The organism is Bradyrhizobium sp. URHC0002 (assembly GCF_054059515.1).
Genome location: NZ_JBSSCF010000001.1, coordinates 6060812 through 6083371 on the forward strand (window position 1 = coordinate 6060812; position 22560 = coordinate 6083371).

Here is a 22560-nt window from a genome sequence, read left to right on the forward strand (position 1 = left end):
ACTAAAGACCGCGAACGGGGGTCTGGGCTGGCGAAGCCGTCACGACGGCGCCAGGCCTCAGGCCTTGCGTCCCCTGAACGACGACCATCTCGCCGCCCGCCAATCCTTCGAGAACCACGACCGAGCCACCCTTGGTCGGCCCGAGCTTCAGCCGTTTGACGACGGCCTTGCCGTCTTCGATCGCGAACACATAAGTGCCAAGCTGATCCGCGATCAGAGCGGCCTGCGGAACGACGACGCGCTCCTCCGGTTTGCCGCTCTCGACGGCGACCTGAACGAGTTGGCCATCGACCAATTCGCCATTCGGATTTGCGATCCTGGCGCGCACCGTCACGGCATCGGTCGCCCGGTCGACCTTGACATCGACGAAATCAATCTGTCCCTTTTCGCCGTATACTACGCCGTTCGAGAACTGAACGCTCACTGTGAAGTCTGTTGCCGATTGCTTCCTGGCGCCGCGACCTTCCTCTTTCAACCGCAGAAACTCGCGCTGGCTGACCGGAAAGACGACGTACATCGGATCGGTGCTGACGATCGTGGTCAACACGCCCGAATTGGGACTTACGACGTTGCCGCGCGTCACAGCCGTTCGGCCGACCCGACCGTCGATCGGCGATGAAATGTCGGTATAGGCCAGGTTGATCTCGGCCGTCTTCAGATCGGCCTCCGCAGCCACGAAGTTGCCTTCGGCTTCACGCGACGCCGCATTGCGGTCGTCGCGCGTGGCCTGGGAAATCGCGTTGGTCTTTATCAACTCGTCGGCGCGCTGCTTCTGGAAGTTGGCATTTTCCAGCAGAGCCCTTGTCTTCTCGACCGTCGCCTTAGCTTGCTGAACGGCGGCCTCGAACGGTCCCCTCTCGATTTTATAGAGAGGTGCGCCCTCCTTCACTCGGTCGCCGTCCTTGAAATCGACCTTTTCGAGAAAGCCGGTGACGCGCGCGCGTACGTCGACGCGCTCAATGGCTTCAATCCTGCCCACGAAGCGATTTGTGTCGGCCAGTGCGATCTTTTCCGCCGGCACGACACCCACTTGAATTGCGGATGGCTGTTGCGCCAGCGCGGTGGATGAAAGGAGAAGCAGACAGAAGAACCAGATCTTCGCGCGAGCCGCCATGGGAACCTCCCGGCTGTCGATCGGATCGAGTCTTTAGTTCGGCTTTTACAGAACGTTGATTTGAATCAACGCTGCGAACGAGACGCGATCATTTCCTCACGCTTGTGTCGTCGCCGGCGCAGGAACGGCAACACCGGCGCTCGCTTCGATCCAGGAAGTCGCAAAGAGTGCAGTGCCGACGGTGGGCAATGTGTTCCTGGCCCTTTGGGGAACAGTGATCGTAGCGTAGACTGAGAGTTGCTTGCCAATGAGGTCGTCGCCACGATGAAGAACCGCCTGGCCGAAGGTCGCGCCATGGTCGTCGGCATGCGGCGAGGCGAACTCTCCTAACGCCGGCAACGCGGCTTTTCATCCCGTCTAAAGCAAGGCCTTTCGATTTGCGCGCGGCCGCGGCCGACGACCGACCGAAACCGCCGCGGTGTTCCCATGGTACTGGGGCCGTTCCCTGCTCGCGAGACGCGAACTATTTCCTTTTGCGACTGATTGATCGAATATCCTTCCGCAAGGGCCTGAACGCCCATCACACTTTTTGCGGAAAAAAATGCGCGGCTACACGTTAAAGGAGAAAGCGAAGATAACCGCTGGCGCGGTGGCGGCGCTCGTCTTGTTGTCATCGCATTGGCGCTGCTGTCAGCAGGATAGATCAACACGGTTGGCGGCGTTCCCGGAACTCTGTTCTATTCCGGACACATCAGGAACTTTGTTCTACCCCGGAGAACTACGGACCGGTATGTGAATCCATGGCTGATAATCTCTCACGCGCCGATGGCGCCCGCGTCCTCGCCGACCTCCATGCGCTGCGTGCCATCGGCACCTACAAGACCGGCGTTCACAAACCGACATTCTCGGAACCGCATCTGCACTCGCTGGCGTGGCTGGTGCAGCGCCTTCCCGAGGCCTGCCTCACCGGCGAGATCGACGGCATCGGCAACATCCTCGGCATCAGCGCGAAAGGCGGGCCGAAGATATTGGCGGGGTCGCATCTCGAAAGCCAGAACCACGCGGGCTGGCTCGATGGGCCGCTCGGCGTGGTCTATGCACTCGAAGCCGCCCGAATCATCAATCGCGATCCGAATACAAACGGCACGGTTGAAGTTGCATCGTGGTGCGACGAGGAAGGGCACTTCGGACACTTCCTCGGCAGCCGCTCCTATGTCGGCGGCGTCACCGAAGCCGATATCGACGCAGCACGCGACCGCAACAGCGGCAAGACCATGCGAGACGCGCTGCGCGATGCCGGCCTCGCCGGCCGCGCCCGCGCGCGGTGCGAACACGGGCGGCATATCGGATATCTCGAAGCCCACATCGAACAGGGCGAGACGCTCGAAAGCAGCGGCCTCAAAATTGGGGTAGTCACGTCCATCGTCGGGATCTGGCAATACCGCATCACGTTTACGGGCGAACAAAACCACGCCGGCACCACGCGGATGGCCATCCGCAGGGACGCGGGCCTCGCGCTTGCCAGATTTTGCGTCGATATCGACGAGCGCTTCCCGGCGGCCTGCGGTCCGCGCACGGTGTGGACCACCGGCCGCATCACCCTCGATCCCGGCGCGCCGAGCATCATCCCGGGAGCTGCGGAAATGCTGTTCCAGATTCGCGACGACGACGGGAGCGTGATTGCGCGGCTGGAGGATCTGCTCCGCAGCATGGCCGCGGAGGTCGACAAACAGGGCCGCTGCAGCGTCGCGGTGGAACGCATTCGCACCGGCACACCGGCGCTAATGGATGTCTCCTTCCAGCAGGCCATCGAACAAGCCAGCGCAGCCTGTGCCGGCGGCAAGTCACTCCGCATGCCGAGCGGCGCCGGTCACGACGCCCAGGTTCTCTCGACCGTCATGCCGGCAGGCATGCTGTTCGTGCCCTCGATCGGCGGCATCTCGCACCACTGGACCGAGAACACCGCTGACGCCGACATCGTCACAGGGGCCGAGGTGTTTGTCGAAGCGTGCCGGTTGCTGTTGGCACGATGAGAGGGCGCGTGAGGCGACATGGCTGCTGAAACCAAGCCGGCCTATTCGATCAGGGATATTCCGGCAGGCGTATGGACCCTGGGGTTTGTCTCGATGCTGATGGACATCTCGTCGGAGATGATCCACGCCCTGCTGCCAATCTACCTGGTCACGGTGCTTGGCGCATCGATGGTGACGGTCGGCGTGATCGAAGGCATTGCCGAGGCGACCGCCTCCATCGTTAAAATCTTCTCCGGCGCGCTCTCGGACTGGCTCGGCAAGCGCAAATGGCTCGCAGCCGCAGGCTATGGTCTCGCGGCCCTCACCAGGCCGGTGTTTCCGCTTGCGCCAACCATCGCGTGGCTGGTCGCTGCGCGTTTCGTCGATCGGATCGGCAAGGGCATTCGCGGCGCCCCCCGCGACGCGCTGGTGGCAGACTTCACGCCGGCTCATCTGCGCGGCGCGGGCTTTGGGCTGCGCCAATCGCTGGACACGGTCGGCTCCTTCACGGGCCCCCTACTCGCCATCGTCCTGATGTGGTGGACGGCGGACAACTTCAAGGCTGTGTTCTGGTTTACCGTGATCCCCGCCTTCCTGGCGCTGGCGCTGATCGTCTTCGCCGTGCGTGAGCCGGACCGGCCGCAGGCGCTGCGCGCCGTGCGCAATCCCATAAGCCTGGCTGAGATCAGGAATCTCGGACCGGCCTATTGGTGGGTGGTGGCGGTGGCGAGCGTATTCACGCTGGCGCGCTTCAGCGAGGCATTCCTGGTTCTGCGCGCCCAGAATGTCGGGCTGCCGATCACGCTCGTGCCCGCCGTGCTGGTGGCCATGAATGTCGTCTATGCCGTCGCGGCCTATCCCGCCGGCGTCATCTCGGACCGAATCAGCCGCACGGCCGTGCTGGCGGGCGGCATTCTGGTGCTGGTTGCCGCTGATATCGCGCTGGCCCTGCTGCCGTCCATTGGCGGCGTTACGCTGGGCGTCGTGCTCTGGGGCCTGCATATGGGGCTGACGCAGGGGTTACTGGCCGCGCTCGTGGCCGATACCGCGCCGGCCGAGCTTCGCGGCACGGCCTATGGATTCTTCAACCTGCTCGGCGGACTGGCGATGCTCGCAGCCAGCGTCATTGCCGGGGCGCTCTGGGACATCGCGGGGCCGCAGGGAACATTCCTGGCCGGCGCCGGCTTTGCACTGGTCGCGCTGGCGGGGTTGTTGATGGTCCATGGCAAGATCGGCGGCAAGGCCGCTGCGAGCCAGTGGATCCAGTAGGCTCGGGCTTCGAATCGTTCTTGGCGACAACGAGTCGCGTTCGGGTTTCTTGCAAACAACTGAATTTAGGGTCATTTGAGCACCTGACGAGGTAAAGTTCCCGACATGTTGTTGCTGCAGGCCCTCCCCACATCGATCGGCGTTGCCGCCATTGCGCCGGCGTTGCTGGTGCTCTGGCTCGTCATTGCCGCCGACGAGCGTCCCGGCCCGCCCACGCGGGTATGGCTCGCTTTCTTACTTGGCGCCGCCAGCATTTCTCTGTTGGGAATTGCGCGCGCCCCGTTTGCCGCGATCCTCGCGGTGCCGGGAAACCCCTGGATGACGCAGGGCCTGCGTTCGGTCTTCGGCGTCGCCGCGCCCGAAGAGATCGTGAAGGTCCTCGTGATCATCGCCGTGTCGGTGCGGCGGCGTACGTTTGCGGACCCGATGGATACCGTGGTCTACGGCGCGGCGGCAGGTCTCGGCTTCGCGGCTTACGAAAACCTCGCTTATCTCGTACAGCACTCCGACATGTGGCGTTCGCTGGCCGCCTTGCGCAGCGTGCTGACGGTACCGTTTCACGGTGCGCTCGGCATTATCGCAGGCGCCTATATCGCGATCGCGCGCGCCGGAACGGCGCTGGGCGCACACCGCCATCATCGCGACTGGGCGCGGATTTCAAGTTGGTGTCTGGCGCTGTTCGCGCCGGTCGCCTTGCATGCCGCATTCGATTTTCCGCTGCTGACATTGCAGAAACATCCCGATCTCGGCCCCACCACGCGCATGCTGCTCGGGGCGGCGAGCCTGCTGATCGGGTTCAGTTCGATCGGATTTGCCGTGCGGCTGGTTCGGCGGGTCGGCCGCCACCATGCGCCGCGCACCGAGATCGCGCGTGAGCGGCTGAGCCAGTTGCGGCGAATGTGGGCCCTGCTGCTCGTGGGCAGCGGGGCCGGCTTCGCCGGGGCTGCTTTCGTGTTGACGTCGCTCCATCACTGGTTCGTCAATCCCGAGCGCAACGCGTCGCTGCTTCTGATTCCGCTCGGCCTGAGCTCCATTCTGATCGGCTTGGCGCTATTGCTGGCGACGTCGGCGGTCTACGTGTTCGGCCGCAACCGCATCAGGACGTCCTCGGAGGGATTTTCGTCCGCGCCCGAGCCAGGCTGAATGTCATCCTTCCGTCGTTAATTTCGCTCAAAAAGGCGTGCGAACAAATTTTACCCGCAGGCGGCGCACGGGCTATATTGGACACTCCATCGGCGCGGCAGGCATCGGGAGCTTCCAATGACCCTTCCCCAAGATAGCCCCCAGGATATCCCGCCAGACATCCGCAAATTGCAGTCCGAAATGAACGCCAGGGTGAAGGCGCACTGGAAGGCCTTCCTGTTCGAGGGCATCGTGCTCGCTTTGCTCGGCCTCGCTGCGATGATCGTGCCGCCGCTGGCGAGCCTTGCGGTCACCATCTTCCTCGGCTGGATGTTTCTGATCAGCGGCATTGCCGGGCTGTTCGTCACCTACTGGGCGCGGCAGACGCCGGGCTTCTGGTGGTCGCTGTTTTCGGCGGCGCTGGCCGTTCTCGCCGGCGGCATCCTGCTCGCAAAGCCCGAGCAGGGCGTCCTCACGCTCACCATCGTGGTCGGCGCGTATTTTCTCGCCGAAGGCGTCGTCACCATCATGTACGCGCTGGAGCACCGCCGCGAATTGTCAGAACGCTGGTCCTGGCTGTTGATCTCAGGCGTGATGGACCTGGCGATCGCCTTCATCATCGTCGCTGGCCTGCCGGATTCGGCGCAATGGGCGATCGGCCTCCTGGTCGGGATCAACCTCGTGCTCGGCGGCGCGTCGCTGGTCGGCATGGCGCTCGCCGCGCGCAAATCCTGACGTCTCACCCGCCGCCGATTATGAGGGTGACAAGGCCGAATGGCTGGGCTATAGAGCCTGCCATGATCATGATCGCCGCCAACAGCTATTGGTATTTTAGCTACGACAGCTCGCTGGCGGTGGGAGGATCGTGCTCAATCTGACGAATTGAAGCCAAGATGTCCGAACAGCCGCCAAACCTGGCGGCTTTTTTATTGGCCGGCAGGTTCCCAACGAACAGGAGCCATAGCCGTGTTGAGCACCACCGACGACCTTCGAATTAGCGAACTGAAAGAGCTGAGTACGCCGCAGGAGGTGATGGGCGAGATCCCGCGCACCTTGACTGCGACGCGGGTGGTGATGGCGGCGCGCAACGCCATCCACGCCATCCTCAACGGCACCGACGACCGCCTGCTGGTCGTCGTCGGCCCCTGCTCGGTCCACGATCCCGTGGCAGCCGTCGAGTACGCCGAGCGTCTCGCCGCCTTGCGCGAACAGCTTGCCGACCGCCTCGAGATCGTGATGCGCGTCTATTTCGAGAAGCCGCGCACAACGGTCGGATGGAAGGGGCTGATCAACGACCCCAACCTCGACGGCTCTTTCGATATCAACAGGGGCCTGCGGCTGGCGCGCAACGTGCTGTCGGCAGTGAACAATCTCGGCCTGCCGGCGGGAACGGAATTCCTCGACATGACGACGCCGCAATACATCGCCGACCTGATGGCATGGGCGGCGATCGGCGCGCGCACCACCGAGAGCCAGATCCATCGCGAGCTGGCGTCGGGGCTTTCCTGCCCGGTCGGCTTCAAGAACGGCACCGACGGCAACGTCCGCATCGCCGCGGATGCCGTGAAGTCGGCTTCGCACCCGCACCATTTCATGGCGGTGACCAAGGGCGGCCGCTCGGCGATCGCGGCAACCACCGGCAACGAGGACTGCCACATCATCCTGCGCGGCGGCCACCAGCCGAACTACGACCGGGAAAGCGTCGATGCCGCCTGCCTCGAACTTGTCCGCGCCGGCGTGGCCCCGCGGATCATGATCGACACCAGCCACGCCAACAGCAACAAGAAGCCGGAGAACCAGCCGCTGGTCGTGGCCGACATCGCCCAGCAGATCTCGAACGGCGAGCAGCGTATCACTGGCGTCATGATCGAGAGCAATCTGGTCGCCGGCCGCCAGGACGTGGTGCCGGGCAAGCAGTTGACCTACGGGCAGAGCATCACCGACGGCTGCATCGACTGGGAGACGACGGTGTCCGCGCTGGACGTGCTGGCCGATGCGGTGGCGACGCGAAGGAATGCGCAATCGCGCAATTTGCCGGAAGAGCGTTCGGCCTAGTTGGGCGAATGACCATGAAGCAGGGCACGCAATCTGCGCGCCCTGCTGCCGTTTTCATGGAGGCGGCGGCACGGCACGATCTGGAATGTGAATGACCCTCCCCGAAGCGCCCTCGGCGAACCATGTCCGCTGAGTGCCCAACAACCGACATCCCTACTTGCTCGCCTTCCGCAACACACTTTCCACGTAGGCAGATTTTGCGTCGGTATAGGCCTCGCGATCTGTCCGATGTTCGGCGGCGAGTCGTCTTTTGAGCCGCTCGTAAGTCTCAGCTTCCTCTGGATGGGCGCGCAAATAGTCTCTGAACGCCAACCGCCGCCACATCTCTCCATCTGGCTCCGTGACATGCACATGATGGGAGCGCTTTGAGCCGAAGGGCGGCATCCCCTTGACGAAGAACATTCGATCCTTCTTCGGATTGTCGGCCCAATATACGTAATCAAGATTTCGGAGCGCTTCAACGAAGGTGGCCTGCGCGGCAGCCAATGACCGGACCGCGATCAGGATATCTATGATGGGCTTGGCAGACAGGCCGGAAATCGCAGTGCTTCCGAAATGCTCGAGTCCCACAATCAGCGATGAATCAAGGACCGCCCGTAACCGCCCGGCCTCTTCGTTGAACAAGAGCGGCCATCGGGGATCGTAATCGACGATCTCGACTTCATCCATGTCGTTGGCTCCATAACCCAGCCCGTTGAAACCTCGCCATCATCGCTGGCGAATGTGCGCGAAATGGCGAACGAAATCCATCGGTAGCGGCTGACATCGGCTTTCGCTGCAACTTTCATCTCGATTCCATCAGTGCGCGACAGAAACCCGGCTTCCACCTCATGCAAATGGATGATTACCCACAACAAGCACCGTCGTATTCTTGGCAAGAATCGACCGGCCTGTGGCGTACCTCACATGAAGAAATCGCGCGCCGAAATATAGGTTGCTGCCAAGGTCAGGCCCGTCACCACGCCGTGGCGGCCTCGGGCCCGGACGCCTCAAACAACGTTTGGAATCGCGCAATGACGCCAAGAACCATGAACAGGGTTGCCCCGATCATTCGATTGCTGCTGACAGCAGCTCTGCTTGCCCCTCATTTGGCATATGCCGCCGCTGACCAGGATCGCGTTCAATTTTGTTGGGCGATGGGAAAGCACGACCACACCATCTACTTCGCCGAAATTGAGAATCGCGAGGATCGTCAGGCAAGCTTTGATGAGTTGCTTGAGATTTCAGGCATCGATCATCACGCCGTGAAATGCAACACGTCAGATTTGGCAACACATCATCCGGCGCGCGCGGCGCTATTTAAGAACTGGCGAGAGTCCGAGTTCGAAATCGTGAACACCACTTTCTTGTCGGATCTCGATTATTAGGGCCTGTCCTCATAAACCCGGCGTCCGCCCTCCCCCAACGGGCGTCCCTTGGAACAAAGGAAAGATCGCGAGGACTGGCGCTGAGGATCCGCAAAATCCTTGATGGGTCGTCAGCCGCGCCGTGCCGCCTTGATCGCGGCGACGTCGATCTTCTTCATGCCCATCATCGCATCAAACGCGCGCTTTGCTTCAGCGCCGCCGGCCGCCAGCGCCTCTGTCAGCACGCGCGGCGTGATTTGCCAGGAGACGCCCCACTTGTCTTTGCACCAGCCACACGCACTCTCTTGGCCGCCATTGCCGACGATGGCGTTCCAGTAGCGGTCGGTCTCGTGCTGATCGTCGGTGGCGATCTGGAACGAGAAGGCTTCGCAATGTTTGAACATTGGGCCGCCGTTGAGGCCGAGACAGGGGATGCCGGCAACTGTGAATTCGACCGTCAGCACGTCGCCCTCCTTGCCGGACGGGTAGTTACCAGGTGCACGGTGGACGGCACCCACCGAACTGTCGGGAAAGGTCTCGGCATAGAAGCGGGCAGCAGCCTCGGCGTCCTTGTCGTACCAGAGGCAAATCGTGCTCTTTGCCATTACGTGTCCTTTCGCTTTGAAGCCAAATTCCGGCCTTATGTTCCATCCGCTGTCTTCGGAGCGGGGTAGCCCAGGCGCGTCTCCACCCCAGAATGGCCCGTCTCGGCCTGGCGGTCGCCAAAGGCAACTAACTTGCCCCAGCGTTGCCGTCCGCTTCGGCCAAAAGCGGGCGTGATGTCATTGATTTTGGATGTCGGATTTCCCCTGCAAGCGGACATCGCTGTGCGGCTACGAAAGCGACCGGCGCACAAGGCCGCTCCCTTTATCTTCCAACCGTCACGCCCGCGGTTGAACGCAAGGCGTCCCTGACGCTCGTGGCCTTCATGTCGTCGAGCACTTCCCGCGTCAGGACGGTTGTCTGCCCGGGAACATTGAGGATCGATTCGGTCGCCCGTGGCGAGGACAGGCGATTGGCTTTGTATGGCGCAGCTGGGTCGACATAGGGATCGCGGCCGGCTGCCGGCGCCCGAACGGCGCCTTGTTTCGCATACCGGGTTGTCTTGAGCGTATCCATGGACTGCGAAGAGCTAGTCGATCCCTGAACGGACGCCGGCGCATGACGCGGCTGCCCGGAAGCAACGGCAAATGCGCCGTCGCAGAAGCAGACAGCGGCAACCGCGATCATTCGCAACATTTTAGCGGGCATTGCGATCTCCCATATCAGATTTGGGGGCGCGCCCTAGCAGCCGCGGCAGATGCTCTTGATCTTGCGGTCGAGCGCAGCGTTTTCCTTGCTCAGGGGATCGTTCGGATCGCTCAGGTTTTTCTCGCTGGGCACATCGCCGGCGCGCGGCTGGCGATGGCCGACCGGCGCCTGTATCACCCCTCCGCCTCCACCTCCGCCCGAATTTTTCGGCGCGGTCGATGACCCCTGCGCGAACGCATCCGCCCCGCCGATCAGGACCACCAGTGCTATCGAGAGGATTGTCGTTCGCATCTTGGATCTCCCGTTTCCTGTCTCTTGTTACCGCGCCGGCACGTCGATCGTTGCGCAGTTGCGGCGTCCCTGGCCGGCGCAGTCCTGCGCCTTTCGTACATCGGCCATGGTGGCAAGCAACCAGATTCCGGCAGCCACCACCACCACGAAGAAGCCGAGCATCATGGCATTTTCGATGCCGCGATTGCCCTCATCTTCCGGCGGCTCCCGCTTGCTCTCGCCGTCCTCCGCCATCGCAGGTCAGGGCTTTGGCGGATAGAGGTGAACGTCGCCGCAATAGTCGACGACACGATACCCCGTTTCGCCCGGGGATTGTTCACATCCCTGCGAATTTGCCTGCGACAAATAATGCGGGCCAATCGGCGCCTTTCCATGGCCACCGGGAATATCGAGCACATAATCCGGCTGGCACAGGCCGGAAACGCGGCCCCGCAGGCGGCGCATCAGTTCCTGGCCTTGCGCGATGGTCGTGCGCAGATGCGCCGTCCCCGGCGCCAGATCGCCATGATGCAGGTAGTAGGGCTTGATCCGGTTTTCGACGAAGGCCCGCATCAAGGCTTCCAGAACAGCCGCATCGTCGTTGACGCCGCGGAGCAGCACCGTTTGGCTGACCAGGGGGATGCCGGCATCCGCGAGCCGCGCGCAGGTCGCGCGCGCCGCGCCCGACAATTCGCTTGGATGATTCGCATGAACGGCGATCCAGGTCGTCGCGCCGTCAACCCGCAACGCCTTGACCATCTCGCCATCGATGCGCGCCGGCGCCGCGACGGGCACGCGGGTGTGGATGCGGACGATTCTGACGTGATCGATGGCTGCGAGGTCCGCCATGATCTCGGCCAGCCGCCGTGGCGACAGCATCAGCGGATCGCCGCCGGTCAGGATGACTTCCCAGATTTCCGCGTGGCCACGAATATAGTCCAGCGCGTCGCGATAGGCCGCCTCCGACAGCGCCGTTGCCTTGCCCGGCCCGACCATCTCGCGGCGAAAGCAGAACCGGCAATACACTGCGCAGACATGCACCAGCTTGAACAGCACGCGATCGGGATAGCGGTGGACGATGCCGGGAACGGGCGAATGCGCGTCATCGCCGATCGGATCGGCGTTTTCGCCCGATGCGCTCACCAGTTCGAGCGCGCTCGGAATGAACTGCCGCGCGATCGGATCGTCGGGGTTTTCAGCGTCGATCAGGCCGGCGATATCAGGCGTCACGGCGATGGCATAGCGCGCGGCGACCCGTTCGAGGTCGGCGAGATCGGTCGGCTTCGCCAACCCGCGCTCGACGAGCTCGGCGGGCTGCCGCAGCGTGGCCGCCAGTTTCGGATCGATCCTGTTCATGGCTCTCCTGCCGGTGGCGTCCACACCACCTGATCGACCCGCAGCGCGCCGGCTGCCAGCATCACCAGCCGATCGAAACCGAGCGCGACACCGCTCGACGGCGGCATCGCGCCAACGGCTGCGAGAAAATCCTCGTCGAGCGGATAGCGCTCGCCATAACGCCGCGCCTTCTCGTCCATGGCTGCGGCGAAACGGCGGCGCTGCTCGGCCGCGTCGGTCAATTCGCCGAATCCGTTGGCAAGCTCGACGCCGCAGGCATAGACCTCAAACCGTTCGGCGACCCGCGGATCGGCCGCCTTCGTCCGCGCCAGGGCTGCTTCCGGCGACGGATATTCGAACAGGACGGTCAAACGCCCCTGCCCCAGGTTCGGTTCGACATGCTCGACCAGTACCTTGCTGAAAATGTCCGACCAGGTGTCGTCATCCGTGACCCGTACCCGCCCTTTTGCCGCCGCGGCGAGCACCGCACGGTCGCCCTCGCCATTCGGAATCGTGGCCAACAGATCGATCCCGGCAAAGCGCTCAAACGCCGCCGCCACCGTCAACAGTTCCGGCTCGGCGAAGGGATCGGCCGTTCGGCCCCGGAACGAGAACGTGCCGATGCCGGTCGCCTGCGCCGCATGTGCGATCACGACGATGGTATCGGCCATGACCGCGTCATAGCTTGCGTCCGCGCGGTACCATTCCAGCATCGTGAATTCGGGCAGATGCAGATCGCCGCGCTCGCGGTCGCGGAACACGCGTGCGAACTCGAATATTTTGGCTTCACCGGCGGCGAGCAGCTTCTTGGCGGCGAACTCCGGCGAGGTTCGCAAATAACGCGTCGCGCGTGAGCCATCGCCGCTGGTCAGCTCGGTTCGCGGCGCATGCAGATGCGTCTCGTTGCCCGGCGATATCTGGAGGATGGCAGTCTCCACCTCGGCAAATCCCTGTTCGTCGAACCAGGCCCGCACTGCGCTGGTGATCGCGCCTCGCGCCATCAGGAACGGCTTTCGATCGGCGTGCCGCGCGGGCGACCACCATGGCGACGGCTGGTCGGTCGCGGCCATCAGCAACGGTCCTTGCCCAGCCACGGAGCGCTCTCCGCCGAGGCTAAAAAGGCAGTCAAGGGATCTATAAATACCATTGAAATTGTTGGACTTTCTCTGTGATGCCGCCGGCAGGCGGCAACGTCCCGCGCTTAATCCATCTTGTCATGGCGAAACTCGCTCACCTTGTCCATTCCGCTCAATACCGACGCCCCAACGCTGAACCTTGTGGCCGGCTCAGCAGTCCAACGGCCAGAGTTTGCAACAGGATACGAGCATGTCTGGCGGCTGGTTGGGAAGAACTGCAATCCTTTTGTTAGTGGCGCTGGTCACGGCGGCGCCGGCCAGCGCGGACGGTCCCGGCAGCGAATTGGAACGGCTGCCGGATGCCGACCACACGTTCACCTCGCCCGATGGCCAGGTCAGTGTCGAACAATTTTCGAAGAAGAAGGACGAATACGATCGCGTGTACCAGTTCTGGACCTTCGACGGGAAGCATCAGAACGGCGCTCTGCTGAACCGCAACGAAGACCCCGATCTTGCCGGGTACCCCGCCGGGTTTCGATTTAGCCGCAACAGCCAATGGCTGGTGCGGATGCAGAAGCTCGGCGCAGGCTATCACACGCTGTTTCTGTACCGGCGAACTGGCGACCAATTTTCACCGGCAACGCCAAAACCCCTGGGCGACATGGCCTGGGAATATTTCTTCAGCCAGCCGCTGTCCAGGAAGATGCATCGGAAATCCAGCGATCGCGATTCGCTCAATCACTTGCAGGTACATCTGGTCCAGGGGATGGACAATAATTACGCCGGGATGGGAAAGCATTGGCCTGACAGCCGCTATATCGTGCTCACCCTTTCGTTCGATTCACAGGGTGAGGAGAAGCCGTTGCCCTGGATCGACGGCTGGCGCTGTGTCTTCGATACGAAAACCGGGCAATTCTCGATTCCCATCGATTTCGCCGACCACAACGCCAAGGCGGTCGAGTTCCCCGACCGGCGCCGCCAATAAGCCCAGCAAAATAGGGCCGTTATGGCCTGAGGCATTCCTCCGGGAATGGCGGCAAAACGCTGGCATCGACGGGCAAAATCAGTATGTTGCAGCCCGAAACCGCCCGATCGGCCCCGCGGACGCCCATGTCCGGATTGGCCGAAGGCCAGAAATTCAGGAAAACAGCTTTGAAAGTCATCGCCAGTTCTATCCGCAAGGGCAACATCATCGAGCAGGACGGCAGGCTTTACGTCGTCCTCACCGCCGAAAACATCCATCCCGGCAAGGGAACCCCGGTCAGCCAGATCGAAATGCGCCGGATCGGCGATGGCGTGAAGATTTCGGAACGCTACAAGACCACCGACCAGGTCGAGAAGGCGACCGTCGAGGATCACAATTTCAACTATCTGTATGAAGATGCCGACGGCTTCCATTTCATGAATGCCGAGACCTACGACCAGGTCCAGATCTCCAAGGAAATCGTCGGTTCGTCCGCGCCCTATCTGCAGGAGAACATGACCGTGAAGCTGTCGCTTCACGACATGAATCCGGTCGCCATCCAGCTCCCACAGCGCGCGACGCTGGAAGTTGTGGAGACCGAGCCGGTCACCAAGGGCCAGACCGCGTCTTCCTCCTACAAACCTGCTATTCTCTCCAACGGCGTTCGCACCGCGGTGCCACCGCACATCGGGACGGGAACGCGGATCGTGGTCATGACCGAGGACGGCTCTTACGTCGAGCGCGCAAAGGATTAAGGTCGCGCACTGGAATTAAGGGGCTCGCCGGGGGGCGATTGCATTGAATACGATGGCTGTCCGCTTGCTCAGGCGTTGGCTGGCAGTCCTTTGTTTGCTTGCAGCCGGGCTCGCCGGCGTTGCCGCCGAAGAGTTTCGGACGCCTTCGATCACGGCCGTCCGCGCCGAATGGCGGGCGGTTGTCGATCAGCTCCGCACCGAGATCGGGACCCGCCCGGCGATTGCTTCCCGATTTACGTTCGCCGGCCAGCGGCGCGTGCCGGCATGGGATCCGCGCGCAACGCCTGCGCTGGTGCAACTGAACGCCATCAACGCAAGCCTGTTCGCCGGGATCGGACGCAGTCCGGTGCCGGTATTGTTGCCGTTCGATACCGCGGGTTACCTCGAAGACCAGGCCGACGGCACACAACTTCCACTGTCGCGCTACCAGGCCGATTTCAGTCGCGCAGATCTGTTCCACGCCGGTCCGGCCGGCTACGATGCGGTGTTTTCGCTGCAGCCCGGCGCGGGTGGCTCGCGAACCTTCGCCAAGCCGGTCGAAGTGCAGATCACCGGCTCGATCCTCATTTACGACCTCGCCGATCCGCTTGGCGGCAGGGGCGAGCCGGTCAAGGCGCTGGCGACGCAGTTCCCCGACATGCGCCGCTTCATCCGTGAAGGCTATGTACGCTACGCCTTCACGCGCTTCGGCGTGCCCTATGTAGTGTCGATCCAGTGTCTTGATTCGGCGCCGCGGGCGCGCCGCCTGGCCTGCCGCGAGGCCTATCCCATCGCCGAGCGCTTTCTGAAAGCCTTGCGCATCGCCGGCGGACAACCGGCGCAGCCGCGCCACGACATTTCGTCCGAGATCGCCGAACGGCCGACGGCGGTTTCGCCCGACTTCACCTATTACCCGGGCGGCGACATCATCGCCCGCAGCAGCGTGCGCCGGCGCGGCGGACGCGCCGACTTCGCCGCCTATTCGCAAATCCGTTTTCCGCTCGATAAAGTCCCGGCCGCCATCCGCTCGCAATCCATCGCCAGAAAAAATTCGGAAGCGGGCCGCGGCGTCTATCCGTGGCGGGACAATTTTTGCGAAGCCCGCAGCTTCCAGGTCGGGCAATGCGCCGCCGGCTTCGGCCATCAGGGCCAGGACATCCGCCCCGCCCCCTGCCCGCCGAACAGCAACAGCGAAAGCAGTTGCCATCCGAGGAAGCAGGCCGTCGTGGCCGTCCGTGACGGCATGCTGATCCGCTCACCGAAGCAGCAGGCGGCAACGCTGCAGATCAACACGAGCAACGAGCACATCCGCTTTCGCTACATGCATATGAACCCGTCAGCCATGGATGCGGATGGCATTCTCAACGGCCGCCGGGTCGCCGAGGGCGAAAAGATCGGCGTGGTCTCCAACTATCTCGATTTCCCGAACGGCACTTCGTACCATCTCCACTTCGACGTGCAGGTATTCACGCGCGACGGCTGGATCTGGGTCAACCCCTACACCACCCTGATCGCGTCCTATGAACGGCTGATCCGCGCCCGCGGCCGCGAGATCGGCACCGATCCTCCGGCTGTCGCCGCCGTGGTGCACGTTTTGCCGGAAGATGTGCTTCGCCGTAGCCCGGCGGAAGGCCGCGAGAACTAGGCCGTGTCCCTATAAACCCGGCGGCGTCATGTGACTGGTGACTACGTCCGCTTTGCTCCTATAGCGACCAAGCTCGTGCGGAAGCGCAGTATGTCGCGATGGGCCAGCACCGGACGTTTCCGCTGGTCGCTTGAGGCATTTTCACAACACCTCACCGAAAGCTTCAATCTGAAAGTGCGGCACTCTGGCGCGCTTGGTGGGTCTATGTCAGAACGCGTTACTACTTGCGCTGGGGATTTGAAATGCGTTGTGCTGCAATCATCGGGATTGGGCTTGCTTCGGTGGTCACGTTCGCAGGCGCGGCAAATGCCGCCGACTTGCCGGCGAGGGTCTATACCAAGGCGCCTCCTGTGGTTGCACCAATCTACAATTGGGGTGGCTTCTATATCGGCCTCAACGGTGGCGGCGCGTCCAGCCACAATTGCTGGACCGGCGGCGTTCCGGTGCCGACCGGATTGGGTTGCCACGATGCGACGGGGGCCTTGGCCGGTGGCCAGATCGGTTATCGCTGGCAAGCGACAAATTGGGTGTTCGGGATAGAAGCCCAGGGCGACTGGGCTAATCTGAAGGGATCTAACACCCGCGCGATTGGCACCTTCGGCGGTGTGCCCTTCGTAAACCAGACCAAAATCGATTCCATCGGTATCTTCACCGGCCAGATTGGCTATGCCTGGAACAACGTGCTCGCGTATCTGAAGGGCGGCGCGGCCCTCACCCACGACAAATATGCCGGGATATCAAACACCACTGTAGCTGCCATAGGAGGAGGAGTTGGCGTTGGACCTGGGGGGACGTTCTCTCAGGCAAGTGAAACCCGCTGGGGCGGTGTGATTGGAGCCGGCATCGAATTCGGTTTCGCCTCGCAGTGGTCGGTCGCAGTCGAATACGATCATCTTTTCATGGGGACGCACAGCCTCAACTTCGTTGCTGTCCCTGCGTTCGGCGGCGGCTTCCTTTACACGGACGGTATTAAGCAGGATGTCGACATCGCCACTGTCCGCGTGAACTACACTTTCGGTGGCCCAGTGGTCGCGAAATACTGACTTTTATCGGCCCATCCGCTTTAACAGCTGAAGCCTCGGCCTCGCCGAGGCTTTCTTGTTGGCTTCGATCGATACGAGCGGATGAAGGTCGGCTCCGGGTTACCTTGATGTCCCGCCCTTCCGCGCCGGCGGCGTCCGGCGAAACGCGGCGCCGAACCTGTTCCCGCGTCACCCAGGAACGCGACCCTCGTCGCCGTTCGCGTCGGCCGGATCTGGGTTAACCCCTGCAGCGCCCTGATCGCGTCCTAGGAACGGCTGATCCGCGCCCAGCCATCGTCATGTTTTTCCGCTTGTCAGCATCCTGGTACGGATCTCGGATTTCAGCACCTTGCCGACCTTGGAGCGCGGAAGGTCATCCCAGACTTCAATCTGCTTTGGCGTTTTAACGCTTCCGACCCGCTGCTTCACGAAGGCCGATACCGCGGCAATATCGACAGTGCGCCCTGCTCTCGGCTGCACCACAGCAACCACGCGTTCACCCCACTTGTCGTCCGGCAAACCGATGACGGCACAATCCTGAATGGTTTCGTGGGCCTGAAGAGCGTTCTCGACCTCGACGGAATAGACGTTGAAGCCGCCAGTAATGATCATGTCTTTGGCGCGATCGACGATGTAGAGGAAATTGTCCGCATCGAGGTATCCGATGTCACCCGTATGATGCCAACCGTGCACGGAGGCCTCCGCCGTTGCTTCGGCGTTCTTGTAGTACCCATCCATCACCAGCGATCCACGAACGACGATTTCGCCGCGTTCTCCGGTAGGCATCATATTGCCGTCGCCATCCATGATCGCAACCTGAACCAGCGCCCCGACACGGCCCGCCGATGACAAACGTCCAGTCGCGATCGAACCGTCGGCATTGTAATGGTCCTCAGGCGGCATCATCGAGATCATCATCGGCGCTTCGGTCTGCCCAAAGAGCTGGGCCATCGGGCCGATCCGTTCCAGCGCCTCGGTCAGGCGCGCCACCGAAATCGGGGCCGCGCCGTACCAGAAGCATTGCAGCGAGCTGAGATCGGCGCTTCCAAGCTCCGGATGATCCAGCAGCATGTAGATGACGGTTGGCGGAAGGAATGTGTGCGTGACCCGGTAGCGCGCGATCAGATGTAGGAATTCGCCGATGTCCGGGTGATGCATGATCACCACCCGTCCTCCGAGCGTCATGATCGGAAAACACAGTACACCGGCGGCATGCGTCAGCGGCGCGAGCGCAAGATAGGTCGGGCGCCCCTTGAACGGATAGCCCATCAGGGTCAACGCGGTCATCGTTTCGATGTTGCGTCCCGAGAGCATCACGCCTTTGGGTTTGCCGGTCGTTCCGCCGGTGCCGGGTATGAGCGCAAGATCATCGACGGGATCGCGCTGAAATGGCCGGTCATCGACATCGGCAAGCCAGCGCTCGAACGACGGCGCGAAAGACGTCTCGGTATCGAGACATACAAGCTTGCGCAGCTTCGGCAGATCAGGCCGCATTTTGTCGACCATCGGCGCGAAGCTGCTGTGAAACAGCAACAGGCTGCAATCGAACGCATCGAGGATGAACTGGTTTTCCGCCGCCTCGTTGCGTGGATTGATCGGACACCAGACGGCTCCGGCGCGCGAAATACCGAATACGCAGGCAAAGGCGATCGGATCGTTGCCGGACAGGATCGCGACTTTCTCCCCGGCGGCAACGCCGGAATTGGCGAGTCCGTGCGCGATCCGATAGCTAAGGCGCTGCACGTCGCCATAGCTCAGGTCGTTTCCGTCCATGGTCAGGCATGGCGCATCAACACCAAGCGAGGCGCCCTTATCCAGATAATCGACAAGCCGCATGGACCACCTCCCGTAAAGAAGGCGGGTGGCGCGGTCGCACGCGTCACCCGGCTGCGTCAATTGTGAACGGTCAGAATTGGGTTCATCACCAGTCCGAAGCTTCGCAACTGCCCTAACAGTTCCCGATGCCCGAACGCCTGACAGGCGGAAGCAAAGCCGACCTTCCTGGGAGCCGTCTGCAGCAGCGAGAAGGCGACATAGGCCTGCAGCATTCCAGTCTGCTTGTAATTGCAGTTGCCGTGGATCACGCAATGGGCACGACCGAGCGGTCCCGATGCATAGACCGAATCGATCGAGGTGTTGATGCGCGGATTTTCGCGCGGCGGCATGGTGGCCTGCACCGTTGCCGCGATGTCAGCCAGCGCCTTTTCCTGCTGGTCGGGCGGGAGCGGCTTGATTTTCTCTTTCACCATCTGCTGGGTCTGAACCACGCCCAACATGACGTCGCGCTGCATGACGCCGCCGAGCACCCTGCAATTCGACACGCGCGGATCGTTCTTGAACCAGACCGGATGCGCAGTGCCACCCCACGGCACCGCGATGGCGCCCTCGTGCTGACCGGGAACGTTGACCTCGAAATTGGCCGTCACATCCCATTCGACAAATTTGTTCTGGACGAGGTAGTACCAGTTCGCCTTGAGGATGGTGAAAATCGTCTGCGTCGAGGCATAGGTCGGAAACCCCTTCCACAGTACCAGGATGTCGAGCGTATCGAGCCCGGGCGTTTCGAGGCAGATGTTCGCTGCGATTTCACCCGTCGTGTACATCTGCGCGATGTTGGGCGCGAGCAGCAATCCTTTTGCCGCGAATTTTTCTCCCCAGCGTTCCTGCGCCAGCAGCACCCAGTCCTGCTCGCCGGTCGTATCGGAATAGTGACAACCGGCGGCAAGACAGGCTTCGACAACTTCCGGGCCATACTTGATGAATGGGCCGACCATATTGCTGACGAACTTCGCGCCCTTGAACAGCTTGGTCAGCGCTTCGACCGTGTGCTCAACCTCGGCAATCTCATAGTCCGCGGTTTCGATGCCGGGAATTTTCTCGACGACGGCTTTCACTTTGGCGGCGTCGCGGCCGGCGGCAATGAAGGGAATGTTGTATTCCCGCAGATATTCGCAAACCAGACGCCCGGTGTAGCCGGAGACGCCATAGACGACGACAGGCTTTTTCTCGCTCATGTTCATATCCTCCCGAATTTCTGTCCGAATTCTTGTTCTTGGCGTTTGGTAATCTACGTGCCCATACCGCCGTCGACCGGCAGGCCGGCGCCGGTGATAAAGCGCGCCTCGTTGGAGCAAAGGAAAACAGCGGCGTCGGCCATGTCGCCAACCTCACCCAACCGGCCAAGCGGTGTCTGCTCGACGACCGAGCCGACGGCGGCACCGACGTCAGGCGCAAGTCCTGCGGCAACGATGTCGTTGGCCAGTTGCATTCCCATGTCGGTGGGCACAAGCCCGGGATAGAGACAGTTGACCCGCACGCCATAGCCGAGCTTGCCGGCTTCGACCGCGGCGATCCGCGTCATGCGGTCAACAGCCGATTTGGTCCCGGAGTACCCGGCAATCGCCGGGAAAGCGATCGTCGCCGCGACCGACGCGATATTGACGATGGCGCCGCCGGCACCTGCACTTCCGCCAGGTCGCATCGCGCGAAACGCGTGCTTCATGCCGAGAGCGGTGCCGACGATGTTGACGTCGCACATCCGGCGCAGATCCTCAGCCTTGAGATCGACCACGAGCGAGGTAATCTCGATGCCTGCATTGTTGATCAGGATGTCGTAGCCACCGAGCGTGGCGACGGTGGCTGCAACCGCCTTTTCCCATTGCGCGTCGTCGGTGACATTCAGCTCTACGAAGCCGGTCTTGGCGCCTGTCTTTGCAAGACGGCCAGCCGTGTCCTTGCCGAGATCGGCGAGAATATCGCCGATCATCACCGCCGCACCGGCGTTCGCCAACGCCTCTGCTATCGCAGCGCCGATGCCTCGCGCGCCGCCAGTGACCAGAGCCTTGCGGCCAGCCAGATTGTTCGCACTCATCGTAGCTCCTCCCCTTGTGATTTCCGTTGTGATGCGCCGCGGGCTGCCGAGGCACGCCGCCAGCACTTTCTCCCGATGCACAGCTTCTTCCGGCCGTGAATTCTCGAAAACTTGACAGTTGTCCAAGATTATCTTGACGATTGTCAAAAATCTTGACACTTGTCAAGCAATCCTTAACAGGGAGGGGCGAGGATAATTTTGGGAGGCTCTTCAGGGCACTATTGCCGCCGAAGTGACTCGGCGATTCGGAGTTTTGGACGTGCGCAAGCAATCTGCGGAGAGGCAGCGGAAAATTGAAACGCCGAGCCGGCTAAACAAACCTTCCGATCGAATCGAGCGATCGCGTGTCGATAAATTCAGTGCACGACGAGTCGAACTTGCCGAGGCTGCGTTGGAAACCCTTGCTGAGCTCGGCTATGCGAGGACCAGCCTGCGCGAGATCGCACAGAAGTCGGAGTTTACGCACGGTGTGCTGCACTACTACTTCACCGACAAGGTCGACCTGATCTGCTGTTGCGTTCGTCACTACAAGGCGAAGTGCGTTACGCGGTACGACCTGATCACGTCGGCGGCGCAAAGCCGCGACGAACTGATGAAGGGTTTTCTGGAAAAACTAGGCGAGACGGTTCGCGACGAGGCGCAGATGCATCGCCTTTGGTACGACCTTCGCTCGCAGTCTCTGTTTGAAGAGGCCTTTCGCAACGACGTAACCGAGATCGACAAGAGCCTGGAAGACATGGTGTGGCGCATCTCGTCGCGCTTTGCCTTACTCGGTGGTCGACAGCCTGCCGTCTCCCGGGGGGCCCTTTATGCGCTGTTTGATGGGCTATTCCAGCGATGCCTGCTGCGACACCTCTCCGGGGATCGTGGGGCGATCGCAGATCTGCAGGAAGAAGTGGGGCGGCTCCTCCCGACCGTTGCATAGCAGCTCCAAATTTTAGGAGCCGCCACGCAGGCGAGCGAGCGGCGCCCTCGTCATGCCGGTTCTTACGAAGCTGCCGCGCCGACCGCTGTCTTCCGTGCCGGCGGCGTCCAGCGAAACGCGGCGCCGAACCTGTTCCAGACATTGATCGAGGCGACCGCGGAGGTGAGATAGGCGAGCTCCTGTTCCGAAAACTCCGCGCTCGCCTGCGCATAGACCTCGTCGCTGACGCCGTCGGCGAGCAAGGTCAGCGCCTCCGTCCATGCCAGTGCCGCGCGCTCACGCTGCGAGAACTGCGGCGCCTCGCGCCAGACCACCACCAGATTGAGCTTGTCAGTGGGCACGCCGAGCTTCTCGCTTTCCAGGATGTGGTACTGCACGCAGAAGGCGCAGCCGTTGATCTGCGAGGCGCGCAGCTTGATCAGTTCGAGCAGTTGCTTGTCCATGCCGGCCTTGCCCGCGACCTGGCCGAGCGCCAACACGGCCGCGTAGGCGTCCGGCGTCAGCGACATGAAATCCTTGTACTCTTTGCGGGCGTGTGACATTGCGATTGCCTTATGTTATTAGGGCTCTGATTTATTATAAGAGCACTGATATGCAGCGCAAGATCGG

22 protein-coding genes and 1 pseudogene are annotated in these 22560 nt (G+C 62.1%); 11 read left to right on the forward strand and 12 right to left on the reverse strand.

The features are described 5' to 3' along the window. Position 1 precedes the first annotated feature (1 nt). Entirely contained in the window at positions 2–1114 is a 1113-nt protein-coding gene (locus tag ACVWVY_RS29655; RefSeq protein ID WP_456629695.1) for an efflux RND transporter periplasmic adaptor subunit, read from the reverse strand. 740 nt (positions 1115–1854) lie between these two features. Here ACVWVY_RS29655 and ACVWVY_RS29660 point away from each other — a divergent pair. The 5 genes from ACVWVY_RS29660 to ACVWVY_RS29680 all read left to right on the forward strand — a co-directional run bounded on the left by ACVWVY_RS29660 (position 1855) and on the right by ACVWVY_RS29680 (position 7512). Continuing rightward, entirely contained in the window at positions 1855–3087 is a 1233-nt protein-coding gene (locus tag ACVWVY_RS29660) for a hydantoinase/carbamoylase family amidase (protein ID WP_456629696.1), read from the forward strand. Positions 3088–3105: 18 nt separating this feature from the next. Next, positions 3106–4335, forward strand: a complete 1230-nt coding sequence (locus ACVWVY_RS29665; RefSeq protein ID WP_456629697.1) for an MFS transporter — start codon at positions 3106–3108, stop codon at positions 4333–4335. Between the two features lie 105 nt (positions 4336–4440). Then, a complete protein-coding gene (locus ACVWVY_RS29670; RefSeq protein ID WP_456629698.1) occupies positions 4441–5478 on the forward strand; it encodes a PrsW family glutamic-type intramembrane protease in 1038 nt (345 codons plus the stop codon). Positions 5479–5595: 117 nt separating this feature from the next. After that, entirely contained in the window at positions 5596–6192 is a 597-nt protein-coding gene (locus ACVWVY_RS29675; RefSeq protein ID WP_456629699.1) for an HdeD family acid-resistance protein, read from the forward strand. Between the two features lie 231 nt (positions 6193–6423). Then, positions 6424–7512, forward strand: a complete 1089-nt coding sequence (locus ACVWVY_RS29680; RefSeq protein ID WP_456629700.1) for a 3-deoxy-7-phosphoheptulonate synthase — start codon at positions 6424–6426, stop codon at positions 7510–7512. 153 nt (positions 7513–7665) lie between these two features. Here the strand turns inward: ACVWVY_RS29680 and ACVWVY_RS29685 are convergent, their stop codons facing one another. Beyond that, on the reverse strand, positions 7666–8181 hold the full coding sequence (locus tag ACVWVY_RS29685) for a GrpB family protein (protein WP_456629701.1): 516 nt from the start codon (positions 8179–8181) through the stop codon (positions 7666–7668). A gap of 161 nt (positions 8182–8342) precedes the next feature. On the opposite strand from ACVWVY_RS29685, the gene ACVWVY_RS29690 reads away from it, so the two are divergent. Continuing rightward, a complete protein-coding gene (locus tag ACVWVY_RS29690) occupies positions 8343–8879 on the forward strand; it encodes a hypothetical protein (RefSeq protein WP_456629702.1) in 537 nt (178 codons plus the stop codon). A 110-nt stretch (positions 8880–8989) separates the two neighbouring features. On the opposite strand, the gene ACVWVY_RS29695 is transcribed toward ACVWVY_RS29690, so the two are convergent. The 6 genes and pseudogenes from ACVWVY_RS29695 to epmA all read right to left on the reverse strand — a co-directional run bounded on the left by ACVWVY_RS29695 (position 8990) and on the right by epmA (position 12784). Next, positions 8990–9463, reverse strand: coding sequence for a VOC family protein (locus ACVWVY_RS29695; protein WP_456629703.1), 474 nt, complete (start codon positions 9461–9463; stop codon positions 8990–8992). A 262-nt stretch (positions 9464–9725) separates the two neighbouring features. Next, a pseudogene (locus ACVWVY_RS29700) lies at positions 9726–9899 on the reverse strand (TonB-dependent receptor plug domain-containing protein); the annotation flags it as partial. Between the two features lie 243 nt (positions 9900–10142). Next, positions 10143–10400 carry a hypothetical protein gene (locus ACVWVY_RS29705; protein ID WP_456629704.1) on the reverse strand — a complete coding sequence of 86 codons (258 nt, stop codon included), beginning with the start codon at positions 10398–10400 and terminating at the stop codon, positions 10143–10145. Positions 10401–10427: 27 nt separating this feature from the next. Further along, positions 10428–10634 (reverse strand): hypothetical protein, encoded by a 207-nt coding sequence (locus ACVWVY_RS29710; protein WP_456629705.1) that lies wholly within the window; start codon positions 10632–10634, stop codon positions 10428–10430. Positions 10635–10640: 6 nt separating this feature from the next. Further along, positions 10641–11735, reverse strand: coding sequence for a lysine-2,3-aminomutase-like protein (locus ACVWVY_RS29715; protein WP_456629706.1), 1095 nt, complete (start codon positions 11733–11735; stop codon positions 10641–10643). Continuing rightward, positions 11732–12784 carry an EF-P lysine aminoacylase EpmA gene (gene epmA, locus ACVWVY_RS29720; protein ID WP_456632338.1) on the reverse strand — a complete coding sequence of 351 codons (1053 nt, stop codon included), beginning with the start codon at positions 12782–12784 and terminating at the stop codon, positions 11732–11734. Before epmA ends, ACVWVY_RS29715 begins: the two co-directional genes overlap by 4 nt. A 256-nt stretch (positions 12785–13040) precedes the next feature. Between epmA and ACVWVY_RS29725 the strand changes: the two genes are divergently transcribed. The 4 genes from ACVWVY_RS29725 to ACVWVY_RS29740 all read left to right on the forward strand — a co-directional run bounded on the left by ACVWVY_RS29725 (position 13041) and on the right by ACVWVY_RS29740 (position 17176). Continuing rightward, positions 13041–13775: a hypothetical protein gene (locus ACVWVY_RS29725; protein ID WP_456629707.1), complete on the forward strand. Its 735-nt coding sequence runs from the start codon at positions 13041–13043 to the stop codon at positions 13773–13775. A gap of 167 nt (positions 13776–13942) precedes the next feature. Beyond that, complete coding sequence (gene efp, locus ACVWVY_RS29730) at positions 13943–14509, forward strand: elongation factor P (protein WP_456629708.1); 567 nt, start codon at positions 13943–13945, stop codon at positions 14507–14509. Positions 14510–14561: 52 nt separating this feature from the next. Beyond that, positions 14562–16133 (forward strand): M23 family peptidase, encoded by a 1572-nt coding sequence (locus ACVWVY_RS29735; RefSeq protein WP_456629709.1) that lies wholly within the window; start codon positions 14562–14564, stop codon positions 16131–16133. A gap of 242 nt (positions 16134–16375) precedes the next feature. After that, the gene (locus ACVWVY_RS29740) at positions 16376–17176 is read left to right on the forward strand and encodes an outer membrane protein (RefSeq protein WP_456629710.1); all 801 of its coding nucleotides are present in this window, start codon (positions 16376–16378) and stop codon (positions 17174–17176) included. A gap of 276 nt (positions 17177–17452) precedes the next feature. Here ACVWVY_RS29740 and ACVWVY_RS29745 read toward each other — a convergent pair whose 3' ends face one another. From ACVWVY_RS29745 to ACVWVY_RS29755, 3 genes are read right to left on the reverse strand one after another with little or no spacing between them, the layout of a single operon-like run. Then, the gene (locus ACVWVY_RS29745; protein ID WP_456629711.1) at positions 17453–18991 is read right to left on the reverse strand and encodes an AMP-binding protein; all 1539 of its coding nucleotides are present in this window, start codon (positions 18989–18991) and stop codon (positions 17453–17455) included. A 56-nt stretch (positions 18992–19047) separates the two neighbouring features. Then, complete coding sequence (locus ACVWVY_RS29750) at positions 19048–20169, reverse strand: DUF5938 domain-containing protein (RefSeq protein WP_214489427.1); 1122 nt, start codon at positions 20167–20169, stop codon at positions 19048–19050. Positions 20170–20222: 53 nt separating this feature from the next. Further along, complete coding sequence (locus tag ACVWVY_RS29755; protein WP_456629712.1) at positions 20223–21026, reverse strand: SDR family NAD(P)-dependent oxidoreductase; 804 nt, start codon at positions 21024–21026, stop codon at positions 20223–20225. A 259-nt stretch (positions 21027–21285) separates the two neighbouring features. Here ACVWVY_RS29755 and ACVWVY_RS29760 point away from each other — a divergent pair, with 259 nt between their 5' ends. Beyond that, positions 21286–21951, forward strand: a complete 666-nt coding sequence (locus tag ACVWVY_RS29760; RefSeq protein ID WP_456629713.1) for a TetR/AcrR family transcriptional regulator — start codon at positions 21286–21288, stop codon at positions 21949–21951. Between the two features lie 62 nt (positions 21952–22013). Here ACVWVY_RS29760 and ACVWVY_RS29765 read toward each other — a convergent pair whose 3' ends face one another. Then, entirely contained in the window at positions 22014–22493 is a 480-nt protein-coding gene (locus tag ACVWVY_RS29765; protein WP_456629714.1) for a carboxymuconolactone decarboxylase family protein, read from the reverse strand. Between the last annotated feature and the right edge of the window lie 67 nt (positions 22494–22560).

Bases quoted from the DNA above. Each gene is read 5' to 3' on its own strand.
- ACVWVY_RS29655 (WP_456629695.1), bottom strand. From the start codon at position 1,114: ATGGCGGCTCGCGCGAAGATCTGGTTCTTCTGTCTGCTTCTCCTTTCA.
- ACVWVY_RS29660 (WP_456629696.1), top strand. From the start codon at position 1,855: ATGGCTGATAATCTCTCACGCGCCGATGGCGCCCGCGTCCTCGCCGAC.
- ACVWVY_RS29665 (WP_456629697.1), top strand. From the start codon at position 3,106: ATGGCTGCTGAAACCAAGCCGGCCTATTCGATCAGGGATATTCCGGCA.
- ACVWVY_RS29670 (WP_456629698.1), top strand. From the start codon at position 4,441: ATGTTGTTGCTGCAGGCCCTCCCCACATCGATCGGCGTTGCCGCCATT.
- ACVWVY_RS29675 (WP_456629699.1), top strand. From the start codon at position 5,596: ATGACCCTTCCCCAAGATAGCCCCCAGGATATCCCGCCAGACATCCGC.
- ACVWVY_RS29685 (WP_456629701.1), bottom strand. From the start codon at position 8,181: ATGGATGAAGTCGAGATCGTCGATTACGATCCCCGATGGCCGCTCTTG.
- ACVWVY_RS29690 (WP_456629702.1), top strand. From the start codon at position 8,343: ATGCAAATGGATGATTACCCACAACAAGCACCGTCGTATTCTTGGCAA.
- ACVWVY_RS29695 (WP_456629703.1), bottom strand. From the start codon at position 9,463: ATGGCAAAGAGCACGATTTGCCTCTGGTACGACAAGGACGCCGAGGCT.
- ACVWVY_RS29705 (WP_456629704.1), bottom strand. From the start codon at position 10,400: ATGCGAACGACAATCCTCTCGATAGCACTGGTGGTCCTGATCGGCGGG.
- ACVWVY_RS29710 (WP_456629705.1), bottom strand. From the start codon at position 10,634: ATGGCGGAGGACGGCGAGAGCAAGCGGGAGCCGCCGGAAGATGAGGGC.
- ACVWVY_RS29715 (WP_456629706.1), bottom strand. From the start codon at position 11,735: ATGAACAGGATCGATCCGAAACTGGCGGCCACGCTGCGGCAGCCCGCC.
- epmA (WP_456632338.1), bottom strand. From the start codon at position 12,784: ATGGCCGCGACCGACCAGCCGTCGCCATGGTGGTCGCCCGCGCGGCAC.
- ACVWVY_RS29725 (WP_456629707.1), top strand. From the start codon at position 13,041: ATGTCTGGCGGCTGGTTGGGAAGAACTGCAATCCTTTTGTTAGTGGCG.
- ACVWVY_RS29735 (WP_456629709.1), top strand. From the start codon at position 14,562: ATGGCTGTCCGCTTGCTCAGGCGTTGGCTGGCAGTCCTTTGTTTGCTT.
- ACVWVY_RS29740 (WP_456629710.1), top strand. From the start codon at position 16,376: ATGCGTTGTGCTGCAATCATCGGGATTGGGCTTGCTTCGGTGGTCACG.
- ACVWVY_RS29745 (WP_456629711.1), bottom strand. From the start codon at position 18,991: ATGCGGCTTGTCGATTATCTGGATAAGGGCGCCTCGCTTGGTGTTGAT.
- ACVWVY_RS29750 (WP_214489427.1), bottom strand. From the start codon at position 20,169: ATGAGCGAGAAAAAGCCTGTCGTCGTCTATGGCGTCTCCGGCTACACC.
- ACVWVY_RS29755 (WP_456629712.1), bottom strand. From the start codon at position 21,026: ATGAGTGCGAACAATCTGGCTGGCCGCAAGGCTCTGGTCACTGGCGGC.
- ACVWVY_RS29765 (WP_456629714.1), bottom strand. From the start codon at position 22,493: ATGTCACACGCCCGCAAAGAGTACAAGGATTTCATGTCGCTGACGCCG.